16 protein-coding genes and 1 tRNA gene are annotated in these 18,338 nt (G+C 64.2%); 14 read left to right on the top strand and 3 right to left on the bottom strand.

Translation table 11 applies throughout. The annotated features are described in order from the left end of the window. Positions 1 to 6 precede the first annotated feature (6 nt). From AQ610_RS10945 to AQ610_RS10880, 14 genes are all read left to right on the top strand, one after another. A complete protein-coding gene (locus AQ610_RS10945) occupies positions 7 to 711 on the top strand; it encodes a CoA transferase subunit A (protein WP_006026505.1) in 705 nt (234 codons plus the stop codon). 1 nt (position 712) lies between these two features. Then, the gene (locus AQ610_RS10940) at positions 713 to 1,354 is read left to right on the top strand and encodes a CoA transferase subunit B (RefSeq protein WP_009912671.1); all 642 of its coding nucleotides are present in this window, start codon (positions 713 to 715) and stop codon (positions 1,352 to 1,354) included. A gap of 169 nt (positions 1,355 to 1,523) precedes the next feature. Further along, positions 1,524 to 2,714 carry an alpha/beta fold hydrolase gene (locus tag AQ610_RS10935; protein ID WP_006026507.1) on the top strand — a complete coding sequence of 397 codons (1,191 nt, stop codon included), beginning with the start codon at positions 1,524 to 1,526 and terminating at the stop codon, positions 2,712 to 2,714. Positions 2,715 to 2,786: 72 nt separating this feature from the next. Next, positions 2,787 to 3,140 carry a RidA family protein gene (locus tag AQ610_RS10930; RefSeq protein ID WP_006026508.1) on the top strand — a complete coding sequence of 118 codons (354 nt, stop codon included), beginning with the start codon at positions 2,787 to 2,789 and terminating at the stop codon, positions 3,138 to 3,140. Positions 3,141 to 3,185: 45 nt separating this feature from the next. Further along, entirely contained in the window at positions 3,186 to 5,429 is a 2,244-nt protein-coding gene (locus AQ610_RS10925) for a RelA/SpoT family protein (protein ID WP_006026509.1), read from the top strand. A gap of 108 nt (positions 5,430 to 5,537) precedes the next feature. Next, positions 5,538 to 5,614 (top strand) — tRNA-Val (locus AQ610_RS10920). 269 nt (positions 5,615 to 5,883) lie between these two features. Further along, positions 5,884 to 7,791, top strand: a complete 1,908-nt coding sequence (thrS, locus tag AQ610_RS10915; RefSeq protein ID WP_009912669.1) for a threonine--tRNA ligase — start codon at positions 5,884 to 5,886, stop codon at positions 7,789 to 7,791. 49 nt (positions 7,792 to 7,840) lie between these two features. Further along, complete coding sequence (gene infC, locus AQ610_RS10910) at positions 7,841 to 8,365, top strand: translation initiation factor IF-3 (protein WP_075644849.1); 525 nt, start codon at positions 7,841 to 7,843, stop codon at positions 8,363 to 8,365. A 192-nt stretch (positions 8,366 to 8,557) separates the two neighbouring features. After that, complete coding sequence (rpmI, locus tag AQ610_RS10905) at positions 8,558 to 8,755, top strand: 50S ribosomal protein L35 (protein WP_004191477.1); 198 nt, start codon at positions 8,558 to 8,560, stop codon at positions 8,753 to 8,755. 30 nt (positions 8,756 to 8,785) lie between these two features. Beyond that, a complete protein-coding gene (gene rplT, locus AQ610_RS10900) occupies positions 8,786 to 9,145 on the top strand; it encodes a 50S ribosomal protein L20 (RefSeq protein ID WP_004192938.1) in 360 nt (119 codons plus the stop codon). Positions 9,146 to 9,293: 148 nt separating this feature from the next. After that, positions 9,294 to 10,307: a phenylalanine--tRNA ligase subunit alpha gene (pheS, locus tag AQ610_RS10895; RefSeq protein WP_043282660.1), complete on the top strand. Its 1,014-nt coding sequence runs from the start codon at positions 9,294 to 9,296 to the stop codon at positions 10,305 to 10,307. Positions 10,308 to 10,394: 87 nt separating this feature from the next. Further along, positions 10,395 to 12,827 (top strand): phenylalanine--tRNA ligase subunit beta, encoded by a 2,433-nt coding sequence (pheT, locus tag AQ610_RS10890; protein ID WP_006026514.1) that lies wholly within the window; start codon positions 10,395 to 10,397, stop codon positions 12,825 to 12,827. A gap of 72 nt (positions 12,828 to 12,899) precedes the next feature. After that, complete coding sequence (locus AQ610_RS10885) at positions 12,900 to 13,304, top strand: integration host factor subunit alpha (protein ID WP_006026515.1); 405 nt, start codon at positions 12,900 to 12,902, stop codon at positions 13,302 to 13,304. A 57-nt stretch (positions 13,305 to 13,361) separates the two neighbouring features. Continuing rightward, positions 13,362 to 13,766: a MerR family transcriptional regulator gene (locus tag AQ610_RS10880; protein WP_006026516.1), complete on the top strand. Its 405-nt coding sequence runs from the start codon at positions 13,362 to 13,364 to the stop codon at positions 13,764 to 13,766. 142 nt (positions 13,767 to 13,908) lie between these two features. Here AQ610_RS10880 and AQ610_RS10875 read toward each other — a convergent pair whose 3' ends face one another. From AQ610_RS10875 to AQ610_RS35960, 3 genes are all read right to left on the bottom strand, one after another. Next, positions 13,909 to 16,062 carry a hypothetical protein gene (locus AQ610_RS10875; protein WP_009912666.1) on the bottom strand — a complete coding sequence of 718 codons (2,154 nt, stop codon included), beginning with the start codon at positions 16,060 to 16,062 and terminating at the stop codon, positions 13,909 to 13,911. An 848-nt stretch (positions 16,063 to 16,910) separates the two neighbouring features. Then, on the bottom strand, positions 16,911 to 17,507 hold the full coding sequence (locus AQ610_RS10870; RefSeq protein ID WP_009912662.1) for a phytanoyl-CoA dioxygenase family protein: 597 nt from the start codon (positions 17,505 to 17,507) through the stop codon (positions 16,911 to 16,913). Positions 17,508 to 17,591: 84 nt separating this feature from the next. Continuing rightward, on the bottom strand, positions 17,592 to 17,882 hold the full coding sequence (locus AQ610_RS35960) for a hypothetical protein (RefSeq protein ID WP_006026519.1): 291 nt from the start codon (positions 17,880 to 17,882) through the stop codon (positions 17,592 to 17,594). Between the last annotated feature and the right edge of the window lie 456 nt (positions 17,883 to 18,338).

Genomic DNA, 18,338 nt, shown 5'->3' with positions numbered 1-18,338 from the left:
ATTCAGATGAACAAAGTCTACCCAAGCGCGGCTGCCGCGCTCGAGGGCGTCGTCCATGACGGACAGACCTTCGCGGTCGGCGGCTTCGGCCTGTGCGGCATTCCGGAAGCGCTCATCGCGGCGCTGCGCGACTCGGGCGTGAAGGACATCACCTGCATCAGCAACAACGCGGGCGTCGACGGCTTCGGCCTCGGCCTTCTGCTCGAATCCCGGCAGATCAAGAAGATGATTTCGTCGTACGTCGGCGAGAACAAGGAGTTCGAGCGCCAGTATCTGTCGGGCGAGCTCGAGCTCGAGTTTACGCCGCAAGGCACGCTCGCCGAAAAGCTGCGCGCGGGCGGCGCGGGCATTCCGGCGTTCTTCACGCAGACGGGCTACGGCACCGTGATCGCCGAAGGCAAGGAGACGCGCGAGTTCGACGGCAAGCATTACGTGCTCGAGCCGTCGCTCACGGCCGACGTCGCGCTCGTGAAGGCGTGGAAGGCCGACAAGTCCGGCAACCTGATCTACCGCCGCACCGCGCGCAACTTCAATCCGATGTGCGCGATGGCGGGCCGGATCACGGTCGCCGAGGTCGAGGAGATCGTCGAGAACGGCGAGCTCGATCCGGATGCGATCCACACGCCCGGCATCTTCGTGCAGCGGCTCGTGCTCAATGCGACGCCGGAGAAACGCATCGAACAACGCGTCGTGCGCGCGAAAGGAGACTGAGATGGCTTGGAATCGTGACCAGATGGCCGCGCGCGCGGCGAAGGAATTGCAGGATGGCTTCTACGTGAACCTCGGCATCGGGCTGCCGACGCTCGTCGCGAATCACGTGCCGGAGGGCATCGAAGTGTGGCTGCAATCGGAGAACGGCCTGCTCGGGATTGGCCCGTCGCCGACCGAGGACGAAGTCGACGCGGATCTCATCAACGCCGGCAAGCAAACTGTGACGACGCTGCCGGGCTCGTCGATCTTCTCGTCGGCCGATTCGTTCGCGATGATCCGCGGCGGGCACATCAATCTCGCGATCCTCGGCGCGATGCAGGTCAGCAAGAACGGCGACCTCGCGAACTGGATGATCCCCGGCAAGATGATCAAGGGGATGGGCGGCGCGATGGATCTCGTCGCGGGCGTGAAGCGCGTCGTCGTGCTGATGGAGCACGTCGCGAAGGGCGATCAGCACAAGATCCTCGAAGAATGCGCGCTGCCGCTGACGGGCGTCGGCGTCGTCGACCTGATCATCACCGATCTCGGCGTGATCGAAGTGACGCCGGAAGGCCTGAAGGTGCTCGAGCTTGCCGATGGCGTCACCGTCGACGAGATCAAGGCGAAGACGGGCGCGCCGCTCGACGTGAGCGCGGTCGTGTAACGCGGCGCGAAGGCGCGCGGGCGGCGGGGCGCACGGCTGCCGCGCTGCGTCGGCTGGGGGAATCCGATGCGGGTTCCGCGCGCGATGCGCATGCGGCAGTGAAAGAGAATGCCCCGCGTTTGCGAAGACGCGGGGCGTTTTGATTGGTTGTGTCGGGCATCGGGGCGAGATGCGTCGCGCGAGCGGAAAGGGCGGCGATTCGTCGAACGCACGCAACGCCGATCGATCTGGTGCGAATCTGACTTTCCTGGCGTGCGATTGCCGGAACGGATCGATCGACCGTTTCTGTCTTGACATAGATCGCACGGGCCGTCTTGCGTCGCGCGACCGTCCGTTTGGCCGACCGGCCGCCTGTAACAAAGCGGTTTACAATCGCTTCATCTGTTCGGCGCGTCGTCGCAACCGGAGCGCCGAGCGCTCGACCGTGCCGATCGATCGTTCGTCAGGAGCGCCGATGTCATCGAACCTTGCCACTTCCGTCTCCCCGCGCGAGCGTCGCGTGCAATGCGCGAGTCCGCTGGGCCTGCATCACGTCGCGTACACCGAATGGGGCGATCCCGCGAATCCGCGCGTGCTCGTCTGCGTGCATGGCTTGACGCGCTCGGGCCGCGATTTCGACCGTCTCGCGGCCGCGCTGTCCGACGTCTATCGCGTCGTCTGCCCCGACGTGGCCGGACGCGGCCGGTCGGACTGGCTGCTGGATCCGAAGTTCTACGGGGTGCCGCAATACGTTTCCGACGTCGTCACGCTGATTGCGCGTCTTGACGTCGAGCGCGTCGACTGGTTCGGCACGTCGATGGGCGGCCTGATCGGCCTCGCGCTCGGCGGGCTGCCGGGCACGCCGATCGGCAGGATGCTCGTCAACGACGTCGGGCCGCGCATCGAGCCCGCCGCGCTCGAGCGCATCGGCGAGTACGTCGGGCTCGACAAGCGCTTCGCGACCGAGCAGGAGGGCGTCGATTACCTGACGTCGCTGTCGCTGTCGTTCGGCCCACTCACGCCGGACGAGTGGCGCGCGTTGAACCGGCCGCTCCTCGTGCAGGATGCGGACGGCTCGTGGCGCGCACGCTACGACCCGCGGATCGCGGAGCCGTTCAAGGCTGCCACGCCGGAGACGAACGCGCAGGGCGAGGCGTGGCTTTGGCATGCGCTCGAGGCGTTCTCGGGGCCGTTGCTTGTCGTGCGCGGTGCGCAGTCGGACCTGCTGTCGCGCGAAACGCTCGATGCGATGAAGGCGCGCGGGCGGGCGGTGTCGAGCGTCGAGATCCCCGAGGCCGGCCACGCGCCCGCGTTCGTGAGCGTCGAGCAGATCGCGATCGCTCGCCAATTTTTCGTCAGGGATGCGCCGCTCGCGTCATAATACGCGGTTCGGCACCGTGCGTTCGCCGCGTGCGGCGCCGCCCACCGATCAACCATTCAACCGGGAATTCTCATGGCAGTTACTCGTCACCACGTCGGTCCCCGCCTTTCCGAAATCGCGATTCACAACGGCACCGTCTACCTCGCGGGCCAGATCGCCGAGGACACGGCGCAGGACATCAAGGGCCAGACGCGCGAAGTGCTCGCCCACATCGACCGCCTGCTCGGCGAGGCGGGCAGCGACAAGTCGCATCTGCTGTCGGTGCAGATCTTCATCTCCGACATGGCGAACTTCCCGGGCATGAACGAAGTGTGGGACACATGGGTCGCACAGGGCGCTACGCCGCCGCGCGCGACCGTTGAGGCGAAGCTCGCGAATCCCGCTTGCCTCGTCGAAGTGGTGGTGGTCGCCGCGCAACGCAACTGAGCCGACGCACGACACGTTTTTTCAGGCAGCCTGCAATACCCGACGATGACAGCCGGTTCCGCATCCTCCGCTACCGCCGCGGCGCCGTCGCTCGACGACGTCCTCGCGTTCGTGCGCGAGCACGCGGGCGACGCGCGCTTGTCGTCGGGAGAATTGCTCGCCGATCATGCGACGGGCACGTCGGCGATCATGCAGCGGCTGAACGTCGATCCGCCCGCGACGCAGGCGGCGGCGCTGTTCGCACTCGCGCCGTATCTGAGCGACCCCGAAAAGCAGATCGCCGGGCGCTTCGGCGACGAGGTCGCGCGCCTCGTCACCGACGTGCGCAAGCTGCTGCGTCTCGGCACCGTGAGCCTGCGCGCCGCGCAGAGCGCGCCCGCCGATGCGAGCCGCGACGCGCAGGCGGAGCGGCGCGCGCAGATCGAGGCGCTGCGCAAGATGCTGCTCGCGTTCGCGCAGGACATCCGCGTCGTGCTGATCAGGCTTGCGTCGCGGCTGCAATCGTTGCGCTACTATGCGGCCGCGAAAATCGAGCCGCCGCCCGATGTCGCGCGCGAGACGCTCGAAATCTACGCGCCGCTCGCGAACCGGCTCGGCATCTGGCAACTGAAGTGGGAACTCGAGGATCTCGCGTTCCGCTTCGAGGATCCCGTCACCTACAAGCGCATCGCGAAGCTGCTCGACGAGAAGCGCGTCGAGCGCGAGGCTTACGTCGCCGACGCGATCGAGCGGCTGCAACGCGAGCTGGCGGCCGTGCACATCCCGGCCGAAGTGAGCGGCCGGCCGAAGCACATCTACAGCATCTGGCGCAAGATGCGCGGCAAGGAGCTCGACTTTTCCGAGCTCTACGACGTGCGCGCGTTTCGCGTGATCGTGCCGGACATCAGGGATTGCTACACGGTGCTCGGCATCGTTCACCACCTATGGCAGCCGGTGCCGAAGGAATTCGACGATTACATCTCGCGGCCGAAGCCGAACGGCTACAAGTCGCTGCATACGGTCGTGATCGGCGACGACGGCCGCGCGTTCGAAGTGCAGATCCGCACGCAGGAAATGCACCGCTTCGCCGAATACGGCGTCGCCGCGCACTGGCGGTACAAGGAGGCGGGCGCGCGCGGCTACGGCGGCCAGTTCGCCGCGAGCGAGAAATACGACGAGAAGATCGCGTGGCTGCGTCAGTTGCTCGCGTGGAAGGACGAGATCGCGGACAGCGGCGGCTCGGACGTGAGCGGCCATGAAGCGTGGGCGCAATTGCGCGAGACGACGCTCGACGACGATCACATCTACGTGCTGACGCCGCAGGCGCGCGTGATCGCGCTGCCGCAGGGCGCGACGCCAGTCGATTTCGCGTACCACCTGCACAGCGAACTCGGCCATCGCTGCCGGGGGGCGCGCGTCGACGGCGCGATGGTGCCGCTCAACACGCCGCTCGCGAACGGTCAGACGGTGGAGATCGTCGCGGTGAAGGAGGGCGGCCCGTCGCGCGACTGGCTCAATCCGCAGCTCGGCTATCTGCGCAGCTCGCGCGCGCGCCAGAAGGTGCGCGCGTGGTTCAACGCGGTCGATCAGCAGGAGAACGTCGCGCACGGCCGCGCGCTCGTCGAAAAGACGCTGCAGCGCGAAGGCAAGACGTCGGTGAATCTCGAGCACCTCGCGGCGAAGCTCGGCTTCAAGTCGCCGGACGATCTGTTTTCGGTCGTCGGCAAGGAAGAGTTCAGCCTGCGCAACGTCGAGCAGGCGTTATCCGACGCGCCGGCGCCCGAGCCCGAGCCGGAGGCGCCCGCGAACTTCGAGAAGCGCGCGAGCGGCGCGAACGTCGCGCGCGGCGCGTCGACGGGTGTGCTCGTCGTCGGCGTCGACGCGCTCCTCACGCAACTCGCCCGCTGCTGCCGCCCGGCGCCGCCCGATCCGATCAGCGGCTTCGTCACGCGCGGCAAGGGGATGTCGATCCACCGCAGCGATTGCGCGACATTCCGCCGGATGGCCGAGCGCGCGCCCGAGCGCGTGCTGCAAACCACCTGGTCCGCCGACGTGCTGGGCGGGCGGGGCGCGTCCGTCTATCCGGTCGATCTGATGATCGAGGCGTCCGACAGGCAGGGGCTGTTGCGCGACATCTCCGAAGTATTCGCGCGCGAGAAGATGAATGTGATCGGCGTGAAGACGCAAAGTCGCCGCAACGCGGCCTTCATGCAATTCACGGTCGAGGTGTCGAGCGCGTCGCAGGTGCAGCGCGCGTGCACGCTGCTCGGCGAGGTTCAGGGCGTCGTCCGGGCGGCCCGCAAGGCGTGAGCGCCGCCTGCGGGCGGCGATGCGGCAACGGCTTGCGAACTTCCCCGAACAATATGCACGAAAACACTTGCCAAGACGAAAAGAGCTCCATATAATTTCAGCTTCTTCAGGCTCGTAGCTCAGTTGGTTAGAGCACCACCTTGACATGGTGGGGGTCGTTGGTTCGAATCCAATCGAGCCTACCAACGACATTCGGCTGAATGCCTGGTTCGCCGGGCATCGGCGGCAGTAGAAAATTTCTACGCAAAAGGCGAATACGGTTATGACACCGCGAACGTTGACCGAAACCTATTCGGAGCGACGCTAGTCGAGGAACGTTTTCGCCTTGTGGTTTTGGAGTATCGGAATGCGGCCCCTCGAAAGCGGGGCCGCATTTTTTTTGTCGCGCGTTTTCATTGCCGCGTTCGCGCGTTGATAGTCTGCCGGTCACTGACGGCATCACGGAGATTGCTATATGGTTTCGATACGCTTGCCCGACGGCTCGGTTCGCCAATACGAGCATCCGGTGACGGTCGCCGAAGTGGCGGCGTCGATCGGCCCCGGTCTTGCGAAGGCTGCGCTCGGCGGCAAGCTCGACGGCGAACTCGTCGATACGTCCGCGCTGATCGATCGCGATGCGTCGCTTGCGATCGTCACCGACAAGGACGCCGACGGTCTCGACATCATTCGCCACTCGACCGCCCACCTGCTCGCCTACGCCGTGAAGGAACTGCATCCGGACGCGCAGGTGACGATCGGGCCTGTGATCGACAACGGCTTCTATTACGATTTCTCCTACCATCGCCCGTTTACGCCCGAGGATCTGGAGCAGATCGAAAAGCGCATGCAGGAGCTCGCGAAGCGGGACGAGCCCGTCACGCGCCGCGTCGTGTCGCGCGACGAGGCCGTGTCGTACTTCCGCAGCATCGGCGAGAAGTACAAGGCGGAGATCATCGAATCGATTCCCGTGAGCGACGAGATCAAGCTGTATTCGCACGGCGGCTTCACTGATCTGTGCCGCGGCCCGCACGTGCCGTCGACGGGCAAGCTGAAGGTCTTCAAGCTGATGAAGGTCGCGGGTGCGTACTGGCGCGGCGACTCGAAGAACGAGCAACTGCAGCGGATCTATGGCACCGCCTGGACGAAGAAGGAAGACCAGGACGCGTATCTGCACATGCTCGAAGAGGCGGAGAAGCGCGATCACCGCAAGCTCGGCAAGCAGCTCGACCTGTTCCACCTTCAGGAAGAGTCGCCCGGCATGGTGTTCTGGCATCCGAAGGGCTGGACGCTCTGGCAGCAGGTCGAGCAGTACATGCGCCGACGTCTCGATGCGGCCGGCTATCTCGAGATCAAGACGCCGATGATCATGGATCGTTCGCTGTGGGAAGCGTCCGGTCACTGGCAGAACTATCGCGAGAACATGTTCACGACGGAATCGGAGAAGCGCGACTACGCGATCAAGCCGATGAACTGTCCGGGCCATGTGCAGGTGTTCAAGCACGGGCTGCGCTCGTATCGCGACCTGCCGCTGCGGTACGCCGAATTCGGCTCGTGCCACCGCAACGAGGCGTCGGGTGCGCTGCACGGGCTGATGCGCGTGCGCGGCTTCGTGCAGGACGACGCGCACATCTTCTGCACGGAAGACCAGATCAACTCCGAGGCGATCGCGTTCAACAAGCTCGCGATGAGCGTCTACGCGGATTTCGGCTTCGATCGCATCGACATTAAGCTGTCGCTGCGTCCCGAGCAGCGGATGGGTTCGGACGAGACGTGGGATCACGCGGAGGAAGGGCTGCGCAACGCGTTGAAGGCATGCGGCCTCGAGTGGGAGGAGTTGCCGGGTGAGGGTGCGTTCTACGGTCCGAAGATCGAATACCACATCAAGGATGCGCTCGGCCGCTCGTGGCAGTGCGGCACGCTGCAGCTCGACATGATGCTGCCGGAGCGGCTCGGCGCCGAGTACGTCGCCGAGGACAACAGCCGCCGCCGGCCGGTGATGCTTCACCGGGCGATCGTCGGTTCGATGGAGCGTTTCCTCGGGATTCTGATCGAGCACCACGCTGGTGCAATGCCGGTCTGGCTCGCGCCGGCGCACGCGGTTGTGCTGAATATCGCCGAAAGTCAGGCTGAATATGCTCAGACTGTTGCTCAATCGTTGCAAAAACAAGGGCTTAGAGTATCGGCCGATTTGCGCAACGAGAAAATTAGCTATAAAATACGCGAGCACACGCTCGAAAAAGTTCCCTACCTGCTCGTCGTAGGCGACAAGGAGCGTGAAGCACAAACGGTAGCCGTGCGTGCCCGTGGCGGCGTCGATCTGGGTGTCATGCCCGTCGAAGCCTTCGTTGAGCGTCTGCGTGAGGACATCCAGGCGTTCAAGTAACCGCCCTGGCAGCGCGGCTCGTTTTTTTAATTTTTAGAGGAAACGTAACATCGCTACTGATAAGTCGTCGCATCGCATCAACGGTGAAATCACTGCGCCGGAAGTGCGTCTGGTCGGGGTCGATGGTGAGCCCATCGGCATCGTGAAACTCGCCGAGGCTTTCCGTAAATCGGAAGAACTGGATGTTGACCTGGTGGAAATCGCGCCGCAGGCGTCTCCGCCGGTTTGCCGTCTGATGGATTACGGCAAGTTCAAATACCAGGAAGCCAAGAAGCAGCACGAGGCGAAGCTCAAGCAAAAGGTCATCCAGGTCAAGGAAGTGAAATTCCGCCCGGGGACCGATGACGGCGATTACAACGTCAAGCTTCGCAATCTGATGCGCTTCCTCGAGGAAGGCGACAAGACGAAGATCACGTTGCGTTTCCGCGGCCGTGAAATGGCTCACCAGGAAATCGGCATGCGGATGCTCGAGCGTCTGCGCGGCGATCTCGACGAAGTCGGTCAGGTCGAGCAGATGCCGAAGATGGAAGGGCGCCAGATGATCATGGTGCTCTCGCCGAAGAAAAAGAAGTAACGAGCGTGCCGCGCGAGCGCGGCGGTTCGATGAAGTGGTTCGGCGCGTCGCCCGGTCAGGGCGGCCGCCCGAAACAGCGGCGGTCGCGCGAGCGCACGCGCCGTACACAAGTGGACTGGGTTCCGAAGGGCGGGTTGAGGGCGCAAGCCAACCGCACACCCACCTCCATCAAATAAACTGGAGTTGTTCGTCATGCCTAAGATGAAGACCAAGAAGAGCGCTGCGAAGCGCTTCGTGGTGCGTCCGGGCGGCACCGTCAAGCGCGGTCAAGCCTTCAAGCGCCACATCCTGACCAAGAAAACCACGAAGAACAAGCGTCACCTGCGCGGCGCCACGGCAGTTCATGATTCCGATCTGAACTCCGTCCGCGCGATGCTCCCGTTCGCGTAACCCCTCAACCGATACTCACAGGAGAGAAACATGCCTCGAGTCAAACGTGGGGTAACCGCACGGGCCCGTCACAAGAAGATCATCAACCTGGCCAAGGGTTATCGCGGCCGTCGCAATAACGTCTACCGCATCGCCAAGCAGGCGGTGATGCGCGCCGGTCAGTATGCGTACCGCGACCGCCGCAACAAGAAGCGTGTGTTCCGCGCATTGTGGATCACGCGTATCAACGCGGCCGTGCGTCAGCACGACATGACCTACAGCGTGTTCATCAACGGCCTGAAGAAGGCGTCGATCGAACTCGACCGCAAGGTGCTGGCCGACATGGCGGTGTTCGACAAGGCAGCCTTTGCCGCGATCGTGAAGCAGGTGAAGGCCGCCGTTGCAGCCTAATTGCGAAATTAGCACTGCGTGGTGAGCTGCAGCGATGTTCCGGTAGTCGCGGCCGCTGCAGCGAAAACGGGGCTCTTCCGAGCCCCTTTTTTGTTGGGTCGGGCGTTTCGCCCGACGTGCACAACTGACGTTGGAAGTGATGGGATCAATGGATCTGGACCAGATTGTCGCCGACGCGCAGCAGTCGTTCGAAGGGGCTGCGGATATCACCACGCTCGAGAACGAGAAGGCGCGGTTTCTCGGTAAGTCGGGCGCACTGACCGAGCTGCTGAAGGGCCTCGGCAAGCTCGATCCCGAAGCGCGCAAGACGGAAGGCGCGCGCATCAATGTCGCGAAGCAGCAGGTCGAAGCCGCGCTCAGCGCGCGCCGTCAGGCGCTCGCCGACGCGCTCCTGAACCAGCGTCTCGCCGCCGAGGCGATCGACGTCACGCTGCCCGGCCGCGGAGCGGGGACAGGCAGCCTCCATCCCGTGATGCGCACGTGGGAGCGCGTCGAACAGATTTTCCGCTCGATCGGCTTCGACGTGGCCGACGGCCCGGAGATCGAAACCGACTGGTACAACTTCACCGCATTGAACAGCCCGGAGAACCATCCGGCGCGCTCGATGCAGGATACGTTCTACGTCGACGGCAAGGACGCGGACGGCCGTCCGCTGTTGCTGCGCACGCATACGAGCCCGATGCAGGTTCGCTACGCGCGGATGAACCGGCCACCCATCAAGGTGATCGCCCCCGGCCGCACGTACCGCGTCGACAGCGACGCGACGCACTCGCCGATGTTCAACCAGGTCGAAGGCCTGTGGATCGACGAGAACGTGAGCTTCGCGGATCTGAAGGGCGTCTATACCGATTTCCTGAAGAAATTCTTCGAGCGCGACGACATCCTCGTGCGCTTCCGTCCGTCGTATTTCCCGTTCACCGAGCCGTCGGCGGAAATCGACATGATGTTCGAGCACGGCAAGAACGCCGGCAAGTGGCTCGAGATTTCCGGCTCCGGCCAGGTGCACCCGACCGTGATCCGCAACATGGGGCTCGATCCCGAGCGCTATATCGGCTTCGCGTTCGGCAGCGGCCTCGAGCGGCTGACGATGCTGCGCTACGGCGTGCAGGACCTGCGTCTGTTCTTCGAGAACGACCTGCGCTTCCTGCGGCAGTTCGCGTAACGGCGCGACCGTCTCGCTCCGCGCCCGGCCGGCCCGTCGAGGCGGCGCGCCGGGCCTCGATCTAACCTGTTTCGAACGTGGATATCCATGCAATTCCCTGAATCCTGGTTGAGAACCTTTGTCGATCCGCAACTGACGACGGACGAGCTGTCGCACGCGCTGACGATGGCGGGGCTCGAGGTCGAGTCGCTGCGCCCGGCCGCGCCGCCGACCGAGAAGATCGTCGTCGGCCGCGTGCTCGAGGTGGTCAAGCATCCGGATGCCGACAAGCTCAACGTCTGCCAGGTCGACGCCGGCACCGGCGCGACGCTGCAGATCGTCTGCGGCGCGCCGAATGTCGCGCCGGGCATCAAGGTGCCGGTCGCGCTCGTCGGCGCGAAGCTGCCGCCCGCCGAAGAAGGCGGCGCGCCGTTCGCGATCAAGCTCTCGAAGCTGCGCGGCGTCGAGAGCCAGGGGATGCTCTGCTCGGCGCGCGAGCTGAAGCTTTCCGAAGATCACAGCGGCCTCATGATCCTGCCGGAAGACACGCCCGTCGGCCAGGACATCCGTGACGCGCTGAATCTCGACGACACGGTCTTCGAAATCAAGCTGACGCCGAACAAGGCCGATTGCCTGTCCGTGTTCGGCATCGCGCGCGAGACGGCCGCGATCACGGGCGCGCCGCTTGTCGCGCCCGACATCCGGCCGGTCCTTGCCGAACTCACCGAGACGCTGCCCGTGAGGATTTCCGCGCCCGATCTGTGCGGGCGCTTTTCCGGCCGCGTGATCCGCGGCGTGAACGCGCGCGCGAAGGCGCCGCGATGGATGGTCGAGCGCCTCGAGCGCGCGGGCCAGCGCAGCGTGTCGGCGCTCGTCGACATCTCGAACTACGTGATGTTCGAGCTGGGCCGCCCGTCGCACGTGTTCGATCTCGACAAGATCCACGGCGGCATCGACGTGCGCTGGGGCAAGCGCGGCGAGTCGCTCAAGCTCCTGAACGGCAACACGGTCGAGCTCGACGAGACGGTGGGCGTGATTTCCGACGATGCCCAGGTCGAGAGTCTCGCGGGCATCATGGGCGGCGACAGCACGGCCGTGACCCTCGACACGACCAACATCTATCTCGAAGCGGCGTTCTGGTGGCCGGACAGCATCCGCGGCCGCGCGCGCCAGTACAACTTCTCGACCGACGCGGCGCATCGCTTCGAGCGCGGCGTCGATTATTCGACGACGGTCGAGCACGTCGAGCGGATCACGCAGTTGATCCTCGACATCTGCGGCGGCCAGGCGGGCCCCGTCGACGATCAGGTCGTGAACCTGCCGCAGCGCGCGGCGGTCACGATGCGCGTGTCGCGCGCGAACCGGATCATCGGTGTCGAGATCGGCGAGGACGAAGTCGCGCAGATCTTCACGCGGCTCGGCCTCGCGTTCGAGCGCGACGGCGACGTGTTCCGCGTGACGCCGCCGCCGCATCGCTTCGACATCGAGATCGAAGAGGATCTGATCGAGGAAGTCGCGCGGATTCACGGCTTCGAGAAGATTCCCGCGCGTCCGCCCGTTGCGAAAAGCGAGATGCGCGCGACCGACGAGACGCGCCGCTCGATTCACGCGATCCGTCACGCGCTCGCCGCGCGCGACTACGCGGAAACGGTCAACTTCAGTTTCGTCGATGCCGAGTGGGAGCGCGATTTCGCCGGCAACGACAACCCGGTGCGCCTGCTGAACCCGATCGCGAGCCAGTTGTCGGTGATGCGCACGACGCTGTTCGGCAGCCTCGTCGGCGTGCTGCGCCATAACCTGAACCGCCGCGCCGATCGCGTGCGCGTATTCGAGACGGGGCGCGTGTTCATCGCCGACCCGGCGGTGAAGGCGGGCGAGCTCGCGGTCGAGGGCTATGCGCAGCCGAAGCGCGTCGGCGCGCTCGCGTACGGGCCCGCCGTCGACGAGCAATGGGCGGCGGCGACGCGCCAGGTCGATTATTTCGACGTGAAGGGCGACCTCGAGGCGCTGCTCGCGCCCGTCGTCGCGCGCTTCGTGAAGGCCGAGCATCCGGCGCTGCACCCGGGCCGCAGTGCGCAGATCGAGGTCGACGGCCGCGCGGTCGGCTGGATCGGCGAGCTGCATCCGCGCCTGATGCAGCAGTACGAACTGCCGCACGCGCCCGTGATGTTCGAGATCGACGCGGATGCGCTCGTCGCGCGCGCGCTGCCTGCGCCGTCGGAGGTGTCGAAGTTCCCGCCGGTGCGTCGCGACATCGCGGTTGTCGTCGATCAGAAGGTCGAAGTGCAGGCGCTTTTCGACGAAATGAAGAAGGCGCTCGCCGAGGACGCGTGCAAATTCGTCCAGAAAGTTGCGCTCTTCGACGAATTTCGTGCAAAATCAAATACTTCCGGTGGGTTGTCAGCCCACGAGAAAAGCCTTGCGTTCCGCGTCACGCTGCAGGATGCGGCCGGAACCTTGCAGGACGAGACGGTCGATCAGGCGATTCAGACCCTCGTGGACCGCATGGCTCGAGTCTATGGCGCGCGTTTGCGCGGATAGGGCGCAAAAGCGGTGGAAGCCGCCGCTTTTGTCAGTGTTTTTGTCCAAGTTTGACGCGCTGGTTTTGCAGATATGAACGACATGAACTCGAGTGAATTTGAAGCCCTTCTGACGGCGCAGCGCAGCGCCATGTCCCGCGACGTTCCGGCGTCGTCGCCCGCCGGCGATACGCCGACGCTCACGAAGGCCGAATTGGCCGAACTGCTGTTCGACAGTGTCGGCCTCAACAAGCGCGAGGCGAAGGACATGGTCGAGGCGTTTTTCGAGGTGATCCGGGACGCGCTCGAAAATGGCGAGAGCGTGAAGCTCTCGGGCTTCGGCAATTTCCAGCTACGCGACAAGCCGCAGCGGCCGGGGCGCAATCCGAAGACGGGCGAGGCGATTCCGATCGCCGCGCGCCGTGTCGTGACGTTCCATGCGAGCCAGAAGCTGAAGGCGCTCGTCGAAAACGGCGCCGAGCAGGATCTCGTGCGTTAAGCCGGCGCTTCGCTTCTGCGCGCAGCGCCCGCGCCCCTTACCGACGGTTAACTGACGATGGCGTCGACGGTTGAGAAAGTCGTGTTGCCCCCGATTCCCGCGAAGCGCTATTTCACGATCGGGGAAGTGAGCGAACTGTGTGGCGTGAAACCTCACGTGCTGCGGTATTGGGAGCAGGAGTTCACGCAGTTGCGCCCGGTGAAGCGGCGGGGGAACCGCCGCTACTATCAGCACCACGAGGTGCTGCTGATCCGGCGGATCCGCGAGCTGCTGTACGAGCAGGGGTTCACGATCAACGGCGCCCGCAACCGGCTCGACGCAGTCGGCAGCGAGCGGAGCGCGCCTCCCGAGCCCCATGAGCTCGAGCAGCAAGCGGCCGAGCCGGCCGCACGCGAGACGGTCGATGTCGCGCAATTGCGCCAGGCGCTGATCGACGTGATCGACGGACTCAAGCGCGGCTGAGCGCCGGGCCGGGCCGAGTGCTGTTCGACTGGCAGGCAGGCTGAAAAGCGTGGACAAAGCCGGGCGAACCCTTGGTTCGCCCGGGCTTTTTTCGGACTGCTCCGCCCTTCGCTGCGGGGCGGCCGTGCGCGCGCGGCGAGGATCACGGCGCGAGCGGGTCCTTCTTGCCGACGTCGACGTACAGCGTGCCGTCATGCACCATCCGCACCGAGCCGCGCGAGACCACGTCGCGGTAGTCGTAGAGGTCGAAGCGCACCCGTTGCTTCGCCGTGTCCAGAACGAGAATGCGCATGTTCAGCACGAGTACGTTGAACATCTTCGTGTCGCCGCCTTCGAGCCACAGGTAGCTGTCCGGGAGGTTCGCGGGCGGCCGCGGCGCGGGCGAATTCGGCGCGGGACGGAACGTCAGGCGCAGACCGTCCGGTTCGACCGTCGCCTGCGACATGTGGCCGATCAGCACAGGCGGCGGGAACACTGTGTGCTGGTCGAGCACGAGCGAATCGCCGCGCAACTCGGCGCCGCGGCGCTTGAGCGGCGCGAGCGACGACAGCTCGATGCCGAGCGCGCGCAGCAGCTTCGCCTGCGGTATGCCGAGCACCGATACCTGCGTCGGCGTGAACGCGAGATGGCGGTCGTCCAGCAGCGTGAGCGAACCCTTCATGTCGGCCGGCAGCCAGACGCCGGGCGGCACCTGGTTCCACAGCTTGATGCCGCCCTGCACGCGCAGCGCGTTGCCGTCGGGGCTCAGCTTCAGATCGTTCAGCGAGCGCGGCGAATAGTCGAGCAGATGGCGATTGAAGAGGTCGGACATCGCGTTCCAGGGCGCGAGCACCGAGCCGCTCAGGATGCGGATGTCGTACTGGTTCGGATCGTCGAGATCGACGGGCTCGCCCGCGCGCTTCGAGACGAGCTGGACGACGAGATCGTCGACGCGAAAGCCGATGTTGCCCGCGATGTAGAAGTCCGCGTTGTGCAGGTGGATCGTCGTCGTGCCGTTCGAAATATGGCGCGGGCTGAACGCCGATACGTCGCCGCCACGCTTGGCGGCCACCTTGCGGAAGTTCGACTGCGGCATGCCGTTGTTCGGCACGATCGCGAACGCCTCCCACTGGCGGCGCGCTTCGTTGAGGCTCGACTGCTGCGCGTCGATCAGGCTGTCGTTCAAGCGCGCGGATGCGCTGCCGACGCTCGCCGCGACGGGGCGGGCGACCTGCCGATACGACGGCATCAGGATCGACAGCGCGCCGCTCGGCTCGAAGTTGAAATAGCCGGCGACGAGCTGATCGCGATAGTGATACATGTCGAATATGAACGCGTCGTCCGGGGACGCCTCGCGCGGCGGATAGATCACGATGTCCGCGTTCATCGGCATCGTCCGCATGAATTTCACGTCGCCGCCGCGCAGATACATCGCATGCTTCGGCGCGCTCTCCGGCATCGTGAAACCCGCCTTCGTGCCGTCGTCGAGCACGAGATCGAGCCCGGCGGGCGTCAGCTTCAGCGAGACGATGCTGATCTTCAGATGGGGCGGCGGCAGCAGCTTGTCGACGTTGAGCACGAGATCGTTGCCGTTCAGCCGCACGATCGGCGTGTCGATCTTCAGCAGATCCGACACCTGCACCTTCGCGGCCCGCATCACGGGGCCCGCGTCGATGCCCGATACGTGCACGTCGGTCGGGCGGAACACGAGCGTCGAGCCGCCGCGGATCTCCAGCTTGCCCCTCAGCGAGAACGGCACCCAGCCGTCGCGCTGCATCTCGCCGCGGATGTCGAGGACGCCGTCGCCCGCCGTCACGCGCACGTTGCGCAGCGGCGCGTTGCGATAGCCGAAGATGTAGCCGCCGAACAGCGCGTTGAGCTTCGTGTTGTCGAGCGTCACGGTGCCGTGGTGCACGGCGATGTCGAAGCTCGTCGGGTCGTCGAACACGGCGGGGGCGCCGGGATGCGTCGGCACGAGCGTCGCCGACAGCTCGTGGACGAGGAAACCGAGATCGCCGACGATGCGGAAATCGACTTCACGCAGGAACGCGAGCGTGCCGCTCTGGCCGGAATCGCGCAGCGTGAGCGGGCGCGGCTGGTCGACCTTGATCGACGCGAGCGTCGGCACGGTCCGCGCGATCTGCTGTTCGCGCGCGAGGCGCTCGGCTTTCGTGCGCTCGATCGTCGTCGATGCGCCGCCGCCGGTGTCGGATTGGGGTGTCGATTCCGCGCATCCCGCGCTCAGAACGGCGAGCGTGACCGCCATTCCCGCGCACGAGCGCAAGAACCAGCGCGAAGCCGAAACGGCCGTGCGCATGGCGCGCCATGCGCCGGGCGCGCGATGAGATGGCGTGCAATGGACGCGCTGGACCGGTGTCCACATCGTTGATGTCTCCCTATCTTTGTCGTGACTGGCGCGCGAGCGCGCGCGTCGGCTGGCGCCGATGTTTGGGGGCAGTGTGGCATAGCCGCGCTAGAGGGACGGCACCAAACGTCGGCACATCGTGCTGCGGTGCGAGAACGCATATCGCAGTGCGGATGTCGCGATGTCGATGATACGAATCAAACGCCTGTATGACGGGGCGCGGCGAGCCGGGAGGCGGAAAATTGGCGGATGGTTTCGTCCTGGCGCGGTGCTCGTCGATATCGGAGGCGATTCATGTGGACGCCGTGTGCTGCATGGGGCGGCCGCCGGGGGGGCCACGTCGTGGCTGAAAGATCGCGTCGTATGTCAACGCTCGGGAGGTGCGATGAATTCGGGATGCGATCGACGCAGGAGCGTTCGTATCGACGTCGATGGGGGCTCGCCGCCGCGCGGGATGGCGTCGCTCGCCGGCACGTACGAGCGGCCGGCTAAGCAGGACCATCGTACTGCCGGTCGCGGCATCGGTTGCGCGGACGGCGGGCGACTTTGTCGAGGCGTTTGCGGACGGGGCCGGTTGCAGTCGACGCGGGATGCCGACGCGGAGGCCACGTCGATACCAGCCCGTGGCGCGGGCTGGCATCGGTGATCGGGCACGGTTGCGACGAAGACGCCTTAGCAGAACGGGCACGGCGCCGATTCGCAAGCGATCGGCGATTCGATCATGTGGGCGATGCGCGATGCGGCGATCGGCAAGACGAAGATCGAACGTGTTTCCTGTCGACTCGTCGCTTCGCGCGAATTCAAGAAAACAGCTTCTTGATCGATCCAAACAAGCCATTACGCTGCGTCGCGTTTTTCGCCTCTTTTGCGCTTTGAAATGCACTGACCGGGAACGATTCCTTGTGCGCAAAGTTGACTTCGTCATGGATTACGCGATATGCACCGTCAACTTTTTCGTACCGCCACGGTGCGTCGATCGCTGCTTCACCGCGAGGGTTGAAGAATTTGTCCTGGTGATATACCGGAACGCCGACTGGCGTGGTGTGCATCACGAAACTGAAACGGCTTTTCGAGATGTCCGCGATCGGCCCACCGCCGTGTGGCAGTTGCGGGTGCCAGATTACCGTGTCGCCTGCCTCGACGCACAGGGACTGCAATGTCAGTCCTGCTTCCTTGCATTGACGTTCGACTTCGTTCTGGTAGTCGATCCAAAGATCGTTGGACGTGGGTGGGATATCGTCGAGCGAGCCAAACCGCTTGAGCGCGATGCTTTCACGGTCCAGTTCCGGAAATTTGTGGCCTCCCGGGTAAACCTGAAGTGCGCCGTTTTGCAAATTGGCATTTTCGAGGGCAACCCATACCCCAAAGTAGAAATACTCAGGGCGCGTGGAAAACACTGGAGTATCTCGATGCGGTGTTTGTGCCGATCCTCGCTCGTAAAACAATGATGTATAGAGGCAAGGCGTGGCCTCGAAGAGGGTCTACTGTACGCGGTGGCCGATATGGTTTTTCGAGAATAAGTCGAAAAGATCGGTAAATGCAGCGTGCAGATTGACGATGCGAGGATAATGTCCATCAGCATCGATGAATCTCTTGAATTTGTCGGAATTCTTGTCGGCGAATTGCTCGAATTTTTCAATTAAATTTGAGCAATGCGATTTTGGTATCGAGTTTTTGATGACGGTGAATCCGTTTTCGATGATGTTATGGGCATGAATTCTTATGTCATCATCCAGTGCAGCCAGTTTGCTCGGAATTCGAGCGTCATCCATGAACCACGGGCGAGGTTGTTTTTTACGGAGTTCTCGATTTTCATGATGTATGATTGAGTGAATTGCGGCTTACAGTTGATGGTATTGGGCGGCGGCGATGTGAGGTAGTTGTGACTATATCAAATCATCGTCTGGACTGTGGTAGGAAATTTCTATTAAACAAAGCTTCGTCGCAGCGGGAGAGAATGGAGAGCAATCTTTTCGTGGCGCTTAGGCAACCGACTGGCGCTCATGGGAGGACTCGAAGTCGATCGATCGTGATTTCAATTGTCTAAGGAAATGGCAGCCGCTGCCAATCTGCGTGCGCACATGCCGTTCGGTCGGACATCGAGTGGCGAGGTGTGGCGGCGGGAGGCAGTGACGAACTGCTACATGGCACCTGACTGGTTAGGTGAGACGGCGATCTTTTATCCTGGGGGTTGCCATCGCACCTGAAGTCATGCGAGCACGCAACAC

The sequence above is a fragment of the Burkholderia humptydooensis genome, from assembly GCF_001513745.1.
Lineage (GTDB): Bacteria > Pseudomonadota > Gammaproteobacteria > Burkholderiales > Burkholderiaceae > Burkholderia > Burkholderia humptydooensis.
Note: the sequence above shows the minus strand (reverse complement) of the source record. Positions and strands in the feature narration are given on the sequence as shown.